This is a genomic window from Hallella bergensis DSM 17361, assembly GCF_000160535.1.
Classification (GTDB): Bacteria; Bacteroidota; Bacteroidia; order Bacteroidales; family Bacteroidaceae; genus Prevotella; species Prevotella bergensis.
Genome location: NZ_GG704780.1, coordinates 685,564 through 703,935, shown reverse-complemented (window position 1 = coordinate 703,935; position 18,372 = coordinate 685,564). Strand labels below are relative to the sequence as shown.

Sequence of the window (18,372 nt, the reverse complement as noted above, 5' to 3'; positions counted from 1 at the left end):
AAAATACACACCGTCCTCACCTTTGGTCTTGCGGTGGATAAGTTCACACAAGCCTTGATATGAGTTTCCGGTATCGACCAAGAGGACATGCGCTCCCTGTTCGTAATACTGACGTACCATGTGGTTGGTAAAGAAAGACTTACCACTGCCCGAAGGACCCAAGATGAACTTGTTACGGTTGGTAATCACGCCGCGCTTCATTGGCAGGTCGGAGATGTCGAGGTGGATGGGCTTACCCGAAAGTCGGTCAGCCATCTTGATACCAAAGGGAGACAGCGAGTCCTTATAGTTCGTCTCTGCCGTGAAGAAACAAAGGGCAGGCTCGATAAAAGTATAGAATGACTCTTCTGCAGGAAAGTCTGCCGCATTGCCGGGAATGCCCGCCCAGTAGAGCGTTGCCGCATCAATGGTATTGTGGCGAGGGTGGCACTCCATCAAGGCAAGGGAAGAACCCACATCGTTCTTGATCTGGCGAAGTTCTTCCTTATCACTACTCCATGCCAGCACATTGAAGTGGGCACGGATAGAGGTCAGTCCCTGTGAGTGGGCAATATTGAGATACTCCTGTATCCACTCCTCGTTGATCTGGTTGCTACGGCTGTAGCGTGCCAGCGAGTGCATATTCCGTGCCTGTTTCTCGAAGCGTTCCAAGTTGGCATCGCTGTCTTCGATGAAGAGATACTGGTTATAGATGTGGTTACACGGTAACATCAGACCCACGGGAGCGGCAAAGGAAAGACGGCAGTCGCTCCTGTCGGTGGATAACCGTTCATATCGGCTATCAGTACTCACACTTGTGGGCAAATCATCTGTATCGCTTAATGTATGTAAGCAGAGCATATTGTCGCCCACACGCACAAGGTCTGCACCCAGACGGATGTCCTCCAAGGAGGCATGTCCCTCTTCTGAAAGAGAGAAATACCTGTCAAGCAGGCCGCCCTTTTCATTTGTGCCAACTAACTCATCTCCTGTCATGCGGACAATCCTTATCTGCTCGGTATCGTTGATGATACGCTCGAACTGGTCTACGGCTTCCATGAACTTCATCACCTCATCCTTGTTGGTAATTTCCTTGGGCAGCAGATGCCCACGACAAAGCGAAGAGAAGTTACTCTGCTGTGCCATACGCTGCTTGTTCGTCTTGGTTAGGAAGAGATAGACCGAGTGGTGTAGATACGGACGTTCGTTGAAGTGCCTTTCAGAGGAACGGGCAAGGAAGCTCAGTCCGCCATCGGAGAGCTTTCCTTGATAGTCCTCCTTGATGAACCAGTCCTGCTTGTGTACGATGCTGTAATCGGGCAGCACTTTTATAGCTTTGTGCCAGGCAGAGTGCATTGCTTCGTATTCTGTAGAAGTGACGGTAAAGAGTTCGGGCAGTTCCACACGGAAAACCACAGTGATGTCAGCATCTTTGCTCACCATGCAGCCCTGCTCGATGGAGAGCAGCGGGAACTTTGATTCAAGGGTCGTTATCTTGCTTTTGTTTCTCATTGCTTCTTTCTTTTGGGTTGAAGGTTACGGATAAGGTGATAGATCGTCCGGCGGTTCAAAAGGTAGCGTGGGTGCATTCTCACGGCTCCCTTTTTCATGAGTCCGTATTGCCCGTACTTTCGGTTCATGGCAAACGTTTGCCACACCACAAGGGTGGCACCCACTATGCCTATGACCAGACAGGCTATCTGGCTCACTCCACAGAGATAGAGAATGACCACGAGGATGAAGAGAGCCAGCAGCCCTCCCGCAAAGAGGAAAAGATACTGTGCCTTCAAACCCTTGAACTCTACCGTCCGACCTACACCTTTGTTGATTTCCCACTCAGCCATTGTTACAAGAAGAAAGAACGTAGGATGGTTGCCGCCACGATGAGGAAGATGCACGCACCGAACCAAGAGGCTGCGGTCTTGCTCGTATCGGGGTCACCCGAACTGAACTTGTTATAGACTTTTATTCCTCCGATCAAGCCCACCACGGCACCGATGGCATAAATGAGTTTTGTGCCAGGGTCAAAGTAGGAGGTTACCATTTTCGTGGCTTCGTTGATACCAGCCATGCCGTTGCCCTGTGCATAAGCTCCTACGGTGGCGGCAGCCATCAGGAGCAGCATTGTGATTTTCTTTTTGTTGTTCATTGCTGTTTTTATTTTAAGTTGTTAAACAAATTATTTTCATTTTGGTGAAAGTGGCAAGGGGTAGCTCGGTTTTATCGTATGACAGATATTGGCAGATTGTTTTACTTTTGAGCCACCCCCGCATCACTTTACACTTTTACAATATGAACATTGGTTTTACAGATAGTATGACAGTGGACGTTCGCCCATATCGTCAGTTTCCGTCATCATATTGTCAGAAGAGATCTTTCTGGAGGCATCGAAAGTGGACAATTCATCTGTCTGCTCTTCTCCTTCCTCTGCGCTTCGGATTTTATCCAGCAGGATGGACTGCTCACCTTGCATTTTGGCGACATACTCCTTGTATTTCTCCATAAAGTCAGTGCCTTTAAGTTGACCGACAATTTCCTTGACTTCGGCATCATCTACCTCATCACTGTTCTTACGCCACTTTCTCATGCGACCTAAGTCACGTGCGAGGATAGATTGACTGGATACCTCGCCATCTTCAGATGCGGACTCAATGGGCAGACTCAGCTCCTCGCGAGCAACCTCGTTTTCGTCCTCTCTTTCCATCTCATAGCTAACCTCCATCTCGTTATCCTCTTCCTTTATGTCATCTTTATTTTCGGAGTTTTGCGGTGCAAAATTATTACTATTCTGCTCTGAATTTTCAGATGAAGAAGCAGAGGGAACTTGTGGGATAATAGGGGAAGTGGAACGGCTTTTGCCAATCAGTACAAACTCGGCTTGATCTTCTGTTCCTTCTCCTTTTTGTCCGTCTTTTTTCTTCGTCGCTTCATTCTCCTTAGTCTGCTCATTGCACTTTTTATTTTTCTTGATAAAGATGCCATACGGAGATACATACCGCATATAGAAGTACAGGATACCCAGCATTATCCAAATGATAATGAGTATCAGTATAAAACTGAAAAGTATTGTTTCCATCATAGTGTTATTGTTGTCTTGCGTCTTTGTTTTGCTGCCGCACTGTTGAGCAATTCCAAATGTTCACGCAGGTGTTCCCTAAGAATGTTGTCTATATATGCGGCTATGGAAACACGCTCCCCCAAGTCCTGCAACACGTTGCGCAGGTTCTGCAGCGTTTCCAGATTAATGGAGAAGGCTGTCCGCATTTGGGAGCGGACGGGATGAAAGTACAGGGAACGGTAGTCCTCTATGGAAAGGGAGGACACACCGGGTTTTTCCATTCTCGGCTTCCTTTCCCGTTTCTGTTCCATGTTCCCCGTTTCCTCTCTTTCTATTTCATCTACCGGTTTTTCTTTTGCTATTTTCGCTTTCGTCTCTTCTAAATTATTGTCTTCCTCCCCTGATGTTGCAGGGGAGGACTCAGTATCCTCGGAAGGGTCGAAGGAGTTTGGTTTCGTGACAGGTTTCACCACGACATTGTCCTCTGCCATTTTCTTCAGCTTGTTTTCCAGCTGTTGCTTTCTTTCCTCAATCGTTGCCATTTTCTGTTTTCGTTTTTAGGTTGAGACGTTGAATTATCTCATTGACGAGTTCGTCCAGCCCTGTACCCATTCGTAATCCCCTTGCAGGAGGTTGATAGGTAGAGCGGAACACTCCGCGCAGTCCGTATGTGGAAAGTTCGTGAGAGAAGCGGTGCGTGGCATATACATAGCCGGGCAGGAGCGTGAGTTCGTATTCATGGATGAGCTTTGTATATTCGTCGATGATGATGTTCCTTACTCTTCTGTCCACCTTGTTCCAGAACAGGATAATGTCCTTTATCCGAGAGTCGGACATCGAAACTCCAATCTCCGTGATAGTCTTGGCGTATGCCAGACATGAAACCAGCGACTGAATATCGGCTTCAATCGGAGAAAGGATATAGTCCATCTGAAGGGACAGTTCCATCAGTTCGGTTGTTCCAGCATGTCCCGGGAAATCAAATATAACCAACTGGTACTTCTCGTTGCTGATACCGTCGATTTTACTTCGTGCAGCCCTGACGGCTTCCTTGGGTGCGGACTTGTAAATTCTGTATGCTTTTTTGCCAAGGTGATGAAAGTACTCCTGCATGGATTTGGAAAGTTCTTCGCTCTCCTGAACGATACTTTTCTCACGTTCCCTCAATTTGTAGAAAGAGTCTTGCGACAGGTCGCAGTCCATCACGAAGAGGTTGATGCCTTGTTCGTAGTACAATATGCTGCTTACGATTTCGGCAAGAGTACTTTTTCCCACTCCTCCCTTTTGGGAAGAGAACCCCAGGAAGAGGGGGTGTTGTTGTTTGTTCTCCATAATGATAATTTCTTAGTTTATATTATTTGTCTATTTGATGTTTGGATGTTCCTTTATTCTTAAGAGTTATCAGCAGACAGTTTGTTTTGACTACATTTGGTTCATACGATAGTCCTAAAGAACGATTTCGAGTTCTTACAATCTGTTGTACTGACAATAGTTTGTCATGACAATAAATTGTTATGAATATGCATTGTTCCTTCTTATCATCTTTGGTGCAAGCAGGCGGTAATATGATATGTCTTTTGCTTGTGACATCATACCATTGTTCGCTCGTTCTGACTGCAAAATAAATGATATTTCGGCTGATTTTATGACACCTATGAAATGCAGGGAAACGAAAGGAAAAAGAGTGAATATCTCTGATAATGAGATATTTAAAAATCCACTGTAACTTTGCAGACGGATAGGAAATATGGAGGTAAACTATCCGAAGCGGACACCCTTACAGGTGGATGCTTCTATTGCATCATCTCTTGATATTGGCAAGGTGTGTCTTTGTAACACAAACCGACGTTTGTACCACAAATACCCTTGCCCCGAAGGGGAGATGAATTACTCCAAAGTCGTAATTAGAAGCCAAAACGAATATGAAAAAGGAAACGGAACACGGTTCAGAACAAAAGACGGCAGAAAAGCCACGTTGGGACAACTGGCATGTACGGTTGCCCAACCCCAAAGACCAGCAAAAAGTCATTGAACTTTTCCATAAATCCGGTGCAAAATCGAAGTCTGATTTTGTGCGTGGCTGTATTCTTGGGGAGAAGTTCAAGGTGATAACAGTAGATAAATCCGCTGTGGATTATTATCGTAAACTCTCGGAATTGATTGCCGAAAATCATCGGATAGGCGTACTCTACAACCAAACAGTACGCGCAATAAACTCTTATCACAGCGTGAAAACTGCACAGATTTTACTTGAAAAATTGGAAAAAATCTCTGGTCAAATCATCACGCTACAACAGAAAGCCATCCAACTGACGGAACAATTTGATAGTCGATAAAGGAATATGATTGCAAAGATTTCTTCTACCGAGAACCTTGGAGGAGCATTGGGGTATAACTTCAAAAAGATGCAGCACAACGAAGCGGTAGTCCTCTGCGTGAACGAACTTCGGAAAGGCTTCGATGGCACTTTTCAAATGGATAAGGTACTTGCCGATATGCAAAAGACGATACCAGAGCAATGCAGGACAAAGAAAACGGTTTTTCACTGCTCCCTCAATCCGCACCCAGACGAGAAACTATCTGATGAGCAACTCACGCAGATTGCAAAGGAATATATGGAGGCACTCGGCTATGGCAAGCAACCCTACATCGTCTTCAAGCATAATGACATTGCCCGTGAGCATATACACATCGTGTCGCTTCGGGTGGACAGCAAAGGAAGAAAGATGAACGATAAGTTTGAGAAGCGGCGGAGCAAGCAGATTACCGATGCCTTGGAAAGGAAGTATAATCTTATTCCAAGTTCAAAAATTAGTAATAAGGCAGAAACAGAAACGCCCAAGGTGGATATGGGTAAAGGAAACATCAAGGAGCAGGTGGCAAGCGTCCTCCGCAGGGTGCTGAAGCATTATCGCTTCTGTTCATTGGGTGAACTGAACGCCGTTCTCTCCGCATACAATCTTGCAGTGGAAGAAGTCAGGAAGGAGTTTCGGGGAAGGAAATACGACGGGCTTGTCTATGTCTCGACTAATGACAAGGGAAACAAGGCAGGCACACCCATCCATGCCTCAGACATCGGCCGTGGTGTAGGCCACACTGCCGTGCAGAACAGGATGCGGAAATCGAAGCAAGCCATCAAGCCGCTGATACCAACCGTTAGAAGAAAGATATTGGAAGTTATGCGTACCTCTCCAAAGACAGAGGAAGAACTTCGACAAAGATTGGAGGAACAGGGCTTGCGTGTGGCAATCCGAAAGAATGAAAGCGGACGTATCTATGGCATTACCTTCATAGACGACGAAGGAGGCGTTGCGCTCAACGGCTCACGATTGGGGAAGGGATATGCCGCCAATAAGTTTAACGAGTACTTCTCTAACCCTGCTCACAATCCATTCTTGGATGAATCGCTTTATGGTAATCCGTCCGTTAGCCATGAACAGATAAATAACATGCAGTTATTACAACAAGACACAGAGGAAGGCGACAACCTTGTTGATGAACTAATCGACGATATGGTGGGAGAAACTTTCTCTGCATCGGGCAATGATGATTGGAAAGAAGCGGCATGGCAGCGTAAACTCCGAAAGCAAAGTAAGGTAAATCTTAGACGAAGAAAACATTAAATAAACGAGCAATTCCAACTCCCCTCCTTTCGGAGGGGTTGGGGGGAGGCTACAAATACATTATTATGGCACAAGAAGATGATTTAAGGGCATTGGGTAAAGTTATGGACTTTATGCGGGGTATATCTGTGATATTCCTCCTGATTAACTGTTATTGGTTTTGTTACGAGGCATTCCAGCAATGGCATTTCACATTGAGCATCATCAACAAAATACTGATGAATTTTGAGCGGACTACGGGCTTGTTCTCGTCCATCCTTTGGACGAAACTCTTTTGTGTGGTTTTCCTTGCGCTCTCCTGTTTAGGTACAAAAGGCGTGAAGGAAGAGAAAATCACATGGCCAAAGATTTGGACGGTGCTTTTCGCAGGTTTTGTGCTCTTTTTTCTGAATTGGTGGCTGTTGGCATTGCCCATTGGTAAGGTGGGTACTGCTTCGCTCTATATCTTTACGCTGTCTGTGGGCTATATCTGTCTGCTGATGGCAGGTGTGTGGATGAGCCGACTGCTCAAAAACAACTTGATGGACGATGTGTTCAATACCGAGAATGAGAGCTTTATGCAGGAAACTCGGTTGATGGAGAACGAATACTCGGTAAACCTTCCTACACGATTCTACTATAAGAAGAAGTGGAACAAGGGCTGGATCAATGTAGTCAATCCATTCCGTGCCTCGATGGTGCTCGGCACACCCGGCTCTGGTAAGTCATACGCTATCGTGAACAACTACATCAAGCAACAGATAGAGAAAGGCTTTGCCATGTATATCTATGATTATAAGTTTCCCGACCTTTCCGAGATTGCCTACAACCATTTGCTCAACCACCTTGATGCCTACCAAGTAAAGCCTCAGTTCTATGTAATTAACTTTGATGACCCACGCAAATCGCACCGCTGCAATCCTATCAATCCTGCTTTTATGACGGATATATCGGATGCCTACGAGAGTGCCTATACCATTATGCTTAATCTGAACCGTTCGTGGATTCAGAAGCAAGGAGATTTTTTCGTCGAATCACCGATTATCTTGCTTGCCGCCATTATCTGGTTTCTGAAGATATATGAGAACGGCAGGTATTGCACCTTTCCACATGCCATAGAATTCCTGAACCGTCCCTACGCACAGATATTTCCGATACTTACTTCCTACGATGAGCTTGCCAACTACCTTTCTCCCTTTATGGATGCTTGGGAGGGCGGAGCGCAAGACCAGCTACAGGGACAGATTGCCAGTGCCAAGATACCGCTTTCACGTATGATTTCGCCAGCTCTCTATTGGGTAATGACAGGTGATGATTTCTCACTTGACATCAACAATCCCAATGAGCCGAAAGTCCTTGTTGTGGGTAACAATCCCGACCGTCAGAATATCTACTCGGCTGCACTTGGTTTGTATAACAGCCGTATCGTGAAGCTCATCAACAAGAAGAAGCAACTCAAATCCTCAGTGATTATCGACGAGTTGCCGACAATCTACTTCCGTGGTTTGGACAATCTGATTGCCACTGCACGAAGTAATAAAGTAGCAGTGTGTCTGGGTTTTCAGGACTTTTCGCAGCTTACCCGTGACTATGGGGATAAGGAGAGCAAAGTGATTCAGAATACGGTAGGCAATGTTTTCTCCGGGCAAGTCGTCGGAGAAACGGCCAAGACGCTTTCTGAACGATTTGGAAAGGTTCTCCAGCAACGACAGTCTATGACCATCAACCGTAACGACAAATCCACTTCCATTTCAACACAGATGGATAGTCTTATCCCTGCAAGTAAGATTTCCAACCTTACACAAGGTATGTTCGTTGGAGCAGTATCTGACAACTTCGATGAACGCATCGACCAGAAGATTTTCCATGCTGAAATAGTGGTGGATAGTGTCAAAGTCTCCGCTGAGATGAAAGCCTATCTATCAATTCCTGTGATTGTTGAGTTCACAGATGAAGAGGGGAAAGATACTCTCAAAGAAACAATAGAGGAAAATTATAAACGAGTGAAGAGAGAGGTTTTAAATCTTGTTGGCAAGGAAACGGAAAGGATAAAGTCTGATCCATCATTATCACATCTTATCAAAGATTAATTCAGGGTGAAAAAGGAAGAAATATCCTTAAAAAGAACGACAGAAGAAGGATAAATTTTATCAGATAAATTTTATCCCTCTTCTGCATATAAAAGATAATTATTTCTTGGAGATCTCAAATACAGAACCTTTCGTTATGGTGAATGGAGCATCAATAGTTACAATATTACCATATGTGAACTTCAAATATGAATTGCTTGTAACATTAAAATTTTTTGCTTTAATAATCCATCCTGCTACATTTCTATTGGATGTTACTGTTTGATCATAGAAGTAAACAATCCCTCCTTGTGCTGCTGAAACAGCTGAAAAGGCATCGCAGATACCATATCCCATTTGCTCATTCCAAGTTCCATTCGTTCTATCAGGTAAAGTAGAATATACATAATTTCCTGCCTTTTGTGCAGTTTGTTCTATTATATCTACAACATCTTTTCTTGTCAATTCTGGATTAATAGATAAAACTAATGAAGCGATGGCACTCACATGAGGAGCTGCCATAGAAGTACCACTCATCTCATCAAGACCATTGTTAGGAACTGTTGATAAAATATTACTACCTGGTGCAACAACATCAAGAGCTTTCCCATAAGATGAAAAACTAGATTTTTTATCCCTTTGGTCTACGGAACCAACAACAAGAATGTCTGGATGGAAATTTGCGGGATAATCTGGCACTGATTTATTATAATTTCCAGAAGCAAAAACAACAACCATTCCTTTCCCATTCCTACCAGAAGTCATTGCGGTCCTAATAGCATCTTCCAAGATAGCACTATGCATTTCTTTGTAAAAGGCTCCACCCTGATCTCCCCATGAGTTATTGATAACATCAACATTGTGAGATGTCGCATATCCAAACCCTGTTGCCAACTCGCTACTAATAGTTGGTGAAATGTACAATCCATGACTGATGGATAAAATTGTGGATTGAGGGGCAAGACCTGCTATTTGAATTCCATTATGGTTTGCACCTATAATACCTCCTACATGAGTACCATGCCTTCCACGTACAACAGATGGAGAATGACCATTATGTATGTCATATGACAATGGACTATAATTATTCGCGAACTCTCTATGGTTTTGATCTACACCTTGGTCTAAGACCGCAACAGTAATTTGAGGTTTGCCTTTAGTTAATTTCCAAGCATTGCACGCATTGACCTTTTCTAGTCCCCATTGCCGATTAAAATCAGGCTCAGAGGTACAATTATTTGTCTTAAAATTAAACATAAAAGCAGGGTCTACATCCGCAAATTTGCCTGTTTCGTAGAATTTGTTTGAAGTTTCCAAACCATTAGAATTTATCGGCGACTTTAGAATGTACCAATTAGGCATGTAATCAACTTCCTTTATAACCTTTGCGTCAAAGTCTTTCGCAACACTTTGGAGAAGATTATAGTCTTGAGATGATTTTAACTTTATATAAAAGTACTCACTTGTTGATATATAGTCTTGTTCATCAAGTCCAAACACTGGCGCAACTTGAACATCTTTGTTTCCTTTCAATTTTTGTATCATTGAACTAAGAATTCCATTCGTAGTTACATTGCCAACTGGTCTTATTTCAACTATTTTCCAAAAACGCGACTGAGAGCCTTTTTGGCTTTGTACTGCTTGCTTTGTTGTAATTGTAGAAACAGCAGAATTTTTCAAGTCAATAGCCACTAACTTTGAACTATCGGATGATGAAATATAGTATAAATTTCGTAAAGAAGATATTTCTATTTTTTCACCATTATACCAATAATAATAATCCGTTGGGCGTCTGTGGCTTGCTCGTGTCGAAATTTGATTATCGGACTTGTTAATGATATTATTATCTATTACATCACTACAAGATATAATTACCACAGAAGAGCAAATCAACGCCGTATAAAGTAGTATAAAATTCTTGTATCTCATAGGATTCTATTTTTTATTTTTAAGAAGTTCTATTTCCGTTTGTAAAGATTTGATAGCGTCAATCATTACAGGGATAAGTGCAGTATAGTTAATCAATTTCTTACCTTCCGCATCAGTTAAAACTACATTAGGTAAAACTTTTTCAACCTCTTGTGCGAGTAGACCTATTTCCCTTTCATCTCCTCCTTTCCTTAGTAAAGAAGCCTCTCTAGTAGGTTTATCTGAAAAAGAGTATGACACGGGACGCAATTTGAGAATGCAATTTAATCCATTTTGTAAAGAACGAATATTAGATTTCGCTCTTGCATCAGAGTAATTATAAACATCCTTAACTTGAATACTGTTGAAAGTACTTGTCTGTGTATTGTAGAATACAACTTGGTCGGCATGACTAGCCAAACGGGTACCAACAGGTGAGACGTCAATTTGGAAAAAATTGCTTGTCTTACACTTGAAGTACATTCCAAGACCTTCAATGGTTTGTTTGTAGAAACCATAGGGTGCAGTATTGCCAATTGTTAATTGACCATTACTGTACAATTTCATTTGTGCATTTGCAGTTACACAAAAAAGAGCAAAAACTAAAGCAGAAACAGCTTTCTTAACCATTAAATTTTTCATTGCTGTCAGGTTTTAATTAATAATTTGAGATTATGAAATCGCTTTTCGGAAGTAAGATTACCTTGTTTAATAATTTATTATGATAATAAATAGAAGCAAGACGTTGTGAAAAAATTACGAATATAGGGTATTTTCCCAATTGTCGGATGTAATAGGCGAGGCCTTAACTTAAATTTCACCTCATAATGCGGATTTATGAAAAACAGAGTTCTATCAAGAACTCTAAATTTCTTTTCTATCAATTTCTCAAAAAGCTCAATAGGACATTTTGTCTTTTTGATGCTAAGTAATTCCTTAATTGTATCTTCTTTTTCTCTCCCAAGTTTGAGAAGGCTTTCGTATAAAATTTTAGGTAACAAATGAAACCAAGGAAGATGAGAAAGGAACTTTCCTCTACAAATTTGTTGATGTCCTCCAAACGGCATTTGCCACGCAGGAAAAGAGATAAAAACAACCCCTCGTGGGGCAAGAAATCTTTTTAAGGAAGATATAAAAAAAGACTTATTCTCTATATGTTCTAAAACATCGTGACAAATTATTAAATCAAAAAGCCCATCCTTCCCTTTAATATCAAATATATCTGAAGCAAAAAATTCTCCTGTAGCATTGGCTTCATGAAAGAACTTTTTAGCATCACTAATTCTGCATTCTGCCAAATCAACCCCAAGAGTGTTGCATCCCTTTTTAGAAAAAGGCAAAAGATTTCCTCCGTCACCACAACCTATTTCCAAAACATTTATTCCATGAGTTATTTCCTTATATTTTTCGATATAAGGAATAAAATATTTTTGGCTTGTTGTGGAAAGTTCATGAAAATATAGCTTTCTATCAGATTGTCGGTATTGCATATATTCTTAACTGTATTAGTTCTTTTTACAAAGAAAGCAAAAAAAAACAAATAAGCAAACTAATATCATTATTTTTTTTGCAAGTACCATAAAAATACCAATAAGACGGTATGACTTGCGGAGTTTTTACAAAAAAAAACTTATCTGTATATACCTAATATTGGTGATATTATTCTATATAGTATGTATCAATGGTTTAATATTAAATCTGCCTCATCCAACATTTGGTGTGATAGAGTGTAATAACAGAAGTTCAACATCTCCTTTTTCATTAAAACTTCATGTTCTCAGATAGCGAAGAAATCGACATCATATTTTGGCAAGTAATCAAATTAAGGTTTACAAAACACCTTTCAATAATACCTTTATTTTCCCTTCTTTTCCCGTGAATTCTTTATGTTATAAACAATCTGATTATTGCTTATATCTTTGTCGTTCAACATAGTAACTCAATAACAAATAAATAACAAATAATTATGGAACCAAAAGACAATGACAACTATGTGCTGGTCTTGGAAGACCGCACTGAGGTAAAGAACGAGAAAGAAACGGGAAAACTCTCCGTAGTATCCGGTATTGACGACAAGGGTAACCTTAAAACCACCGAAGTAATCGCTGCCAATCAGGCAGCGTTCTTGAAGTTTAACAACAAGGACGGACTTCTAAAAAACTTCATGAGCAATTTTCTACGTCAGTTCAACGAGCCGTCCCGTTTCGGACTCTACAAGGTAGTAGCTAACAACGTAGAACAAGGTGTGGCATCGCTCCACACCATGCTTCAGATCCACGCATACGCCCGGACGCACCCCTACCTCAAAGCCATGATGCCTGTAAGTTCCGGCAGAACCGACGGGAGTGATGTAGTTGTAGCCGAAACCGCCGTCTAAATACAGGTTGAACAGTCCTTTATGCAGATAGTAGTAGCGTACGAAAGGTGACAGTTTCAGGGCATGGGTTTTCTCTCGTCCGTTCTCGCCACGTTCCGAGCCGAAGGCATAACCCAACATGATGCCCGTAGCCCATGTCTCGTTGAACCGCCAGCCTACCTCGGGATACAACTGTAGCGTAGTGGCTTTGGTCTTGGTGTTGTTCTAATAAGTGACGGCGCCGCCTGCAAACAGTCCTCCCTCGTGGTCGTCCTTGTGAAAAGGCGAAACGGTCTGTTCCTGTGCCCACCCGAAAAAGGGAATGAACGATAAGATAAAGGTGAATATCGTTTTATTCATTGTTGAAAATAACGAGATTTATTGGAAAAGTGAACAGTATTCATTACGTGAGATAAAAAAACGCATTATATCATTAAGACAAGTGCGTTTCTTATAATGATAAAAGGCTTACGCCTCCTTATACCATTTCCACGACTCATAGGCAAGCGTTATGCTCAGCACAACTAGCATGGGGTGGATAAAGAGCTGTGGAAACTCGAAAGTGAATATAAGCTCCGTGCAATGTGCTGTGCAAAACAGTGCAATGAGTGCGGCAAGGCAGAAATGCACTAACTTATACCGACTTTTACAGGCATAGAGCGAAAGCAGCAGTCCCGTCATCGGCAAGGTGACAGAAACGACCGCCATCAACACAAGCATCGACATAGGAGCCACACCGTCATTGGAGATTGCTATGTTTGCATTCCAGAAAAGGGGTATCATATCCATTAATGAATGTGCAGACATACCTGCAATTATCGACACCCAGAGAATAGAGATTTTGAAATTTTCTTTCATCGTTGAAGTTTTTTTATCAAGACCGGCTATCAAGCCGTCTTTTGGGTTTATGATTAGGTTTGCTATATGCGTGGAGTTCAATCATTCGTCTTAGCTCTCCTGTGCTGTTTGCTCTTTATCCAAAGATAAAAGCCGAGAACAATGAAGACCGCGAGGATTGCAATCATCTGCAACCTGTACTTCTCGGGCTCAACCCAGAATTCCTTAAAGAAATTGATGCGACCGAGAATTTCCACGGGCGTCCAGAATACGATGACCGTGGCTATCGCCATACGTATGTTTGCTCCCCACGAGGCGATGCGCAGTTGTTTAAGGAACATGAACACTGATGCCACGAGGCAGCCCAGGCCCACGAAAAACGTCACGGGATGGTGGTCGCCGACGAAGCGTTTGTCGTAACAGAACATCAGCAGCAGGTACAGTCCCCACAGCATCATGTTGAGTTCCATGAACGTCACGATGCTCGTGTGGCGTGTCATGGGCTGGGCAGCGATGACCTTGCGGCGGCTGCGGAACACCATTTTCTGTATCCACGTGATGAAGTCGCAGCCGTTCTTGGTGCTGAAGATGTACATCGTCATCACCATCATCCACAGTCCGAATGAGGCCGGCATGATGAGATATTCGGGCTTGGTCACCACCACGCCGTTCTCCATTTCAGGCTGCACGCCGTAGCGGCGGGCATAGTAGAGGAAGAGAAATTCCACCCATCCCGTCCAGAAGAGCAGTCCGCCGAAGAGTCCCCACAGCGTCTGGCGGGTGTCGCCTTTCACGAACACGCCGACGATAACGAGGACAAGCCCCACGAAACCCATCGCAAACCCTGCTACATGCATGGCGCCCTCGTCCATAAACTTCTCCATTAGTATCATCAGCGCATGTCCCAACGGCATGGCAAAGAGTACCAGTAAGAACGATACGATAGTGCGCCAAGGATATATTTTACGTTTTGTCTCCATTGATGATATGTTGTTATTATTATTTCAGTTCATCGATGTAATAGCTCATCTGCCCGCCGCCCTCGTCATCGATGGACGACTGCTGGTTGAACCAGCTCACCACCTGTAGTTTGAAGCACCGCACACCGTCGGCACAGCGTATAACGTAGACGTGATAGGACGGCGTGTAAGTCATGGGAGGTCCCTCTATTTTGATGCACTGCTCCAAGAGCGGATTGCCACTGGTGAGCCGTCGTGCCGGTCCGCGGTTGGGGTCAAACCATGGGTGTCCGTCGTTGTCGGGTGTGCCGTCGGGCTTGAGGTAGTGAGTGTTCACGTAGTTGTACCACTCGCGCTGCGAGTAGGTGACATAGACGGAGGTGGTGTCGTCCTCCACCCACTTCACATCGTCGGGAATCTGCACTCTGTCCTGCCAGTGGTCGTAGTCGCCGAAACCGAGGTCTGCCGCCGCCCCCTTGCCCGGACCCGACGTGCCGCCATTGGTGCGGATATGCGCTCCGCAGAAGGCGATGTCCCAGTCCAGACGTTTCAACTGGTCTCCTTCTGTGATATCCTGATTGGGAGCGGAAAGATTGAACGCCTTGCCCGTTCGCAGGTTGAAGTAGAGCCAGTCGTCGGTAACTCCCGTATAGGCACCTGTGGCGCGAGGCATCACCTTTCCTTCGAACTCGTCGGCATCGTAATGCACACAGCTTCCGAGTAATATTGCAGAGGCTGCTGCCATGAGTATGCCGATGGTCTTATCTGTAAGATTATTCTTCATCATTACTTCTTGTCGATTTTTACTTCAAATTGCACGTAGAGCCTTGCACCCGCCTCCGCCGGTACGCTAAACGTGGTCAGTCCTGAGCCTAAAGTCTTGGGCTTGTAGTTCAGCAGGTTGTTTACACCCACCGAAAGCCGGTACTTGTCACTGAAAGTCTGTGCTACGTTGAGGTTGCACAGCGCATAGGCCGGTAGCGTGCAGCGGAAATAGGCATCGCGCCCGCGTCCCTCGGAAGGGAGGAAGAGACGATCCTGCACATCGTAGCGTTTCTCACCCATGATTTGGGCAGAGAGCGTCACGCCGAGGTTGTAGCCGCGGCGGCTATATTTATACGTCGCATTGGCTGTCGCCGCATGGGGTGAGGTGGTGGAGAACCGCCGCCCCTTCTCCGCAGTGATATACACATAGGAGTAGTTGGCATCGAGCGTGAGCCACGTCCACGGTTTCCATCGTGCCAGCACGTCAAGGCCAGCCACGGTCTGCCGTGCGAGGTTGGTGTAGAGGAAGTTGTACTGCATATCGTAAATCTTCCACACGCCCTCTATTTTGTCGCGGTAGAGGTTGGCGTAGCCGTTTGCGTTGACGAAGAGCTTAGGCGAAGCATACTCCACGCCCAAGGAGAGGTAATGGTTTTTTTCGGGCTGTAAATTTTCGTTTCCCCTGATGACGAACATGCCGAGGTGGTCCCAGTTGAAGAACAGTTCCTTGATGCTGGGTGAGCGCGAGCCCTTGGAATAGACCGCACGCAAGGCCCAGTGAGTATCTGGTTGCCATTTCACTGCCACCTTGGGCAGCCATATCAGTCCGAACACGCGTGAGTAGTTGGTGCGCAGTCCTGCCGACACCGTCCACTGCTGCGTGGGCGACCAGTCGTCCTGCACAAACCATTCCATCTCACTCAGGGTGCGTGTGGTCACCTTGTGATTCACGAAACGGTCAGAGGTGAGCACGTCGTCAAACAGTTCGATGCCGGCGTTCAGCTCGTGACCGTCGAAATAGCGACTTTGCAGCGTGAGTCTCGGCTGAAGGATTCGCGACTTATAGACCGGCTTGCGCTCGTCTCGCTGCTCGTGTCGCTTGAAGCTGGCGTAGCGGTCGGTGTGAAGCATGAGTTTCGCCGTGAGATAGTCCTTCCATCGATACGATGCCTTCAGACCGTAAGTCCAGTCGCGCGCTTGGGTGAACACGAGGTCCTGCACCAGGTCGTAACTATTCATGAAGAAGCACGACCCATAGAGCTGCACCGACAGTTCTGCCATGGGTTCTACCCACAGTTTCTGCGAAGCCACTATATGTTCCCTGCCCTCGATGCCCATCGGCGGGCGAGGGAAGGTGCTTTGCAACACAGTGTCTTTGTGCAGCCATGGATTAGCTTCGCGCGAGTACACCTTGCGATCGCCCACTTTCTGATAAAGATAGAAGGCATCTGTGGAACTATACCACACATCGGTCTGCGACGTGAACCAGCCCTGGTGTGCACCCGCTGAGAGCCACGCCGAGAGGTTGGGACGGTCGGCATTCTTCTCGAACATATAGATAAAATCCTTCTTCTTGGGATTCCTGTAGTTGCGTTCGTTCATCTGCCCCCAGCGCACGCCCACATCTATGTCAAGAGGCTTGTGCGTCTTCTTTCCGATGACATTGATCACTGCTCCGGATGCACGGCTGCCATAAAGCGTGCTGCTGGCTCCCTTGACGACTTCCACGCGGTCTATGCCGTGAATATTGAACCTTTCGTAGTCCAAATTACCAGCCATATCGCCCGTCATGCGCTCACCATCTTGCAGCATCACCACATGGCGTGCATCCATGCCGTCCATACTCATCTCGCTGCCGAAAGCCACCTTCTGCACATTGAGTCCGGGCGTGAGGTGCTGCAAAGCCGATTGAAAATCTCCGAAGCCAGCATCTCTCATAACCTTGCCACTGAGTAACTGCGTGGTCACGGGAGACGAATTCACAGGGCGTGGCGTACGTGATCCCGTTACTATCACCTCGCCGAGACTCCTCACGCTGTCTGCACTGTTTATATGCGACTGTGCCACTACCCCAACAGGGAGGAGACACAGCAGCAACGGGATGGATAATTTCCCGTTCATTTCACTCCACTTGTTATTTCGTACAGGTATCTTCATTACATTAGAGAATGCCATGCTCTTTCTTATACTTCGCAAGATCCTCTTCGTACTGCTTGAAGTCCTGTTCATAAGTAAGTTTTTTAGAGTAATCAATCTTTTGTCGGTAGACAAAACTCTGCATCAGCATCACGTTGAAATTGGTTGAGAATTCTATCTCTTTGGTGTCTACGTTGAGATAGCCCACTACGGTGCCCAATCCACCTTCTCCATCGGTGTAGATACCCTTCTCGTCTTTCTCGTTAGGTATGTATCCCACGTCGCCTTTCTCGCCTACGAACTTTATCCATCCGTCGCCCTTGTACTCGTCGCGTTCCCACTTGTTAAGCGGAATGAACTTGCAGTGGATGTTGAAATCTACCGTGAGTGGCATACTTCCTACCGTGAATTTGATGAGTTTGATGTTGAGCGGACGGTCGGCTTTACCTGCAGCGGTGTTCCACGAGAAATAATATTTAAGCGGACACCCCTCGGGCAACCGCGTCTTGTCCTCAGGGCCCATCATCGCGCGTGCACGAAGCACTATAAATTCTTCCTTGGTCAGCAATTCCTTGGCTTTAGCGAGTATCACCTCGTCCTGAATGGGAGTGGAGTTAATCTTCTCGTCGCTATTGCACGACGAGAAGACCAAACAGGCGGTGAGTGCCAAACCAAGTAAAAGCGAAAACTTTTCCTTAGTCAT

18 protein-coding genes and 1 pseudogene are annotated in these 18,372 nt (G+C 44.9%); 4 read left to right on the top strand and 15 right to left on the bottom strand.

Going from position 1 to position 18,372, the window contains the following annotated elements; all coding sequences use genetic code 11:
- The 6 genes from HMPREF0645_RS02690 to HMPREF0645_RS02665 all read right to left on the bottom strand — a co-directional run.
- Positions 1-1,491, bottom strand: a 1,491-nt coding sequence (locus HMPREF0645_RS02690) for a TraG family conjugative transposon ATPase (RefSeq protein WP_007173299.1), incomplete at its 3' end; no start/stop codon positions are given.
- The gene (locus tag HMPREF0645_RS02685; protein ID WP_007173298.1) at positions 1,488-1,823 is read right to left on the bottom strand and encodes a DUF4133 domain-containing protein; all 336 of its coding nucleotides are present in this window, start codon (positions 1,821-1,823) and stop codon (positions 1,488-1,490) included. The genes HMPREF0645_RS02690 and HMPREF0645_RS02685, both read right to left, overlap by 4 nt.
- A 2-nt stretch (positions 1,824-1,825) precedes the next feature.
- Entirely contained in the window at positions 1,826-2,128 is a 303-nt protein-coding gene (locus tag HMPREF0645_RS02680) for a DUF4134 domain-containing protein (protein WP_004354999.1), read from the bottom strand.
- Positions 2,129-2,284: 156 nt separating this feature from the next.
- A complete protein-coding gene (locus HMPREF0645_RS02675) occupies positions 2,285-3,058 on the bottom strand; it encodes a hypothetical protein (protein ID WP_004356156.1) in 774 nt (257 codons plus the stop codon).
- Complete coding sequence (locus tag HMPREF0645_RS02670) at positions 3,055-3,579, bottom strand: DUF3408 domain-containing protein (RefSeq protein ID WP_004356175.1); 525 nt, start codon at positions 3,577-3,579, stop codon at positions 3,055-3,057. The genes HMPREF0645_RS02675 and HMPREF0645_RS02670 overlap by 4 nt, the downstream gene beginning before the upstream one ends.
- The gene (locus tag HMPREF0645_RS02665) at positions 3,566-4,369 is read right to left on the bottom strand and encodes a division plane positioning ATPase MipZ (RefSeq protein WP_007173297.1); all 804 of its coding nucleotides are present in this window, start codon (positions 4,367-4,369) and stop codon (positions 3,566-3,568) included. The genes HMPREF0645_RS02670 and HMPREF0645_RS02665 overlap by 14 nt, the downstream gene beginning before the upstream one ends.
- A 590-nt stretch (positions 4,370-4,959) precedes the next feature.
- Here HMPREF0645_RS02665 and HMPREF0645_RS02660 point away from each other — a divergent pair.
- The 3 genes from HMPREF0645_RS02660 (at position 4,960) to mobC (ending at position 8,729) form a co-directional block, all read left to right on the top strand.
- Positions 4,960-5,373, top strand: a complete 414-nt coding sequence (locus tag HMPREF0645_RS02660; protein ID WP_007173295.1) for a plasmid mobilization protein — start codon at positions 4,960-4,962, stop codon at positions 5,371-5,373.
- Positions 5,374-5,379: 6 nt separating this feature from the next.
- Entirely contained in the window at positions 5,380-6,660 is a 1,281-nt protein-coding gene (mobB, locus tag HMPREF0645_RS02655) for a conjugal transfer protein MobB (RefSeq protein WP_007173294.1), read from the top strand.
- A 65-nt stretch (positions 6,661-6,725) separates the two neighbouring features.
- Positions 6,726-8,729, top strand: a complete 2,004-nt coding sequence (gene mobC / locus HMPREF0645_RS02650; protein WP_007173293.1) for a conjugal transfer protein MobC — start codon at positions 6,726-6,728, stop codon at positions 8,727-8,729.
- Positions 8,730-8,828: 99 nt separating this feature from the next.
- Here mobC and HMPREF0645_RS02645 read toward each other — a convergent pair whose 3' ends face one another.
- The 3 genes from HMPREF0645_RS02645 to HMPREF0645_RS02635 all read right to left on the bottom strand — a co-directional run bounded on the left by HMPREF0645_RS02645 (position 8,829) and on the right by HMPREF0645_RS02635 (position 12,106).
- Positions 8,829-10,637 carry a S8 family peptidase gene (locus tag HMPREF0645_RS02645; RefSeq protein ID WP_083793796.1) on the bottom strand — a complete coding sequence of 603 codons (1,809 nt, stop codon included), beginning with the start codon at positions 10,635-10,637 and terminating at the stop codon, positions 8,829-8,831.
- A 6-nt stretch (positions 10,638-10,643) separates the two neighbouring features.
- Positions 10,644-11,258, bottom strand: a complete 615-nt coding sequence (locus tag HMPREF0645_RS02640; RefSeq protein WP_007173291.1) for a tail fiber domain-containing protein — start codon at positions 11,256-11,258, stop codon at positions 10,644-10,646.
- Between the two features lie 77 nt (positions 11,259-11,335).
- Positions 11,336-12,106: a class I SAM-dependent methyltransferase gene (locus tag HMPREF0645_RS02635; RefSeq protein ID WP_007173290.1), complete on the bottom strand. Its 771-nt coding sequence runs from the start codon at positions 12,104-12,106 to the stop codon at positions 11,336-11,338.
- Positions 12,107-12,582: 476 nt separating this feature from the next.
- Between HMPREF0645_RS02635 and HMPREF0645_RS02630 the strand changes: the two are divergent.
- Positions 12,583-12,888: pseudogene (locus HMPREF0645_RS02630) on the top strand (hypothetical protein); the annotation flags it as partial.
- Between the two features lie 309 nt (positions 12,889-13,197).
- On the opposite strand, the gene HMPREF0645_RS14310 reads toward HMPREF0645_RS02630, so the two are convergent.
- The 6 genes from HMPREF0645_RS14310 to HMPREF0645_RS02605 all read right to left on the bottom strand — a co-directional run bounded on the left by HMPREF0645_RS14310 (position 13,198) and on the right by HMPREF0645_RS02605 (position 18,372).
- Complete coding sequence (locus HMPREF0645_RS14310; RefSeq protein WP_007173288.1) at positions 13,198-13,332, bottom strand: hypothetical protein; 135 nt, start codon at positions 13,330-13,332, stop codon at positions 13,198-13,200.
- A gap of 108 nt (positions 13,333-13,440) precedes the next feature.
- Positions 13,441-13,755 carry a hypothetical protein gene (locus HMPREF0645_RS02625; protein WP_130828313.1) on the bottom strand — a complete coding sequence of 105 codons (315 nt, stop codon included), beginning with the start codon at positions 13,753-13,755 and terminating at the stop codon, positions 13,441-13,443.
- Positions 13,756-13,907: 152 nt separating this feature from the next.
- A complete protein-coding gene (locus HMPREF0645_RS02620) occupies positions 13,908-14,789 on the bottom strand; it encodes a hypothetical protein (RefSeq protein ID WP_007173285.1) in 882 nt (293 codons plus the stop codon).
- A gap of 19 nt (positions 14,790-14,808) precedes the next feature.
- Entirely contained in the window at positions 14,809-15,555 is a 747-nt protein-coding gene (locus HMPREF0645_RS02615) for an HmuY family protein (RefSeq protein WP_007173284.1), read from the bottom strand.
- On the bottom strand, positions 15,555-17,654 hold the full coding sequence (locus HMPREF0645_RS02610) for a TonB-dependent receptor plug domain-containing protein (RefSeq protein WP_245543988.1): 2,100 nt from the start codon (positions 17,652-17,654) through the stop codon (positions 15,555-15,557). Before HMPREF0645_RS02610 ends, HMPREF0645_RS02615 begins: the two co-directional genes overlap by 1 nt.
- Before the next feature lie 40 nt (positions 17,655-17,694).
- Positions 17,695-18,372 carry a DUF4903 family protein gene (locus HMPREF0645_RS02605; RefSeq protein WP_007173282.1) on the bottom strand — a complete coding sequence of 226 codons (678 nt, stop codon included), beginning with the start codon at positions 18,370-18,372 and terminating at the stop codon, positions 17,695-17,697.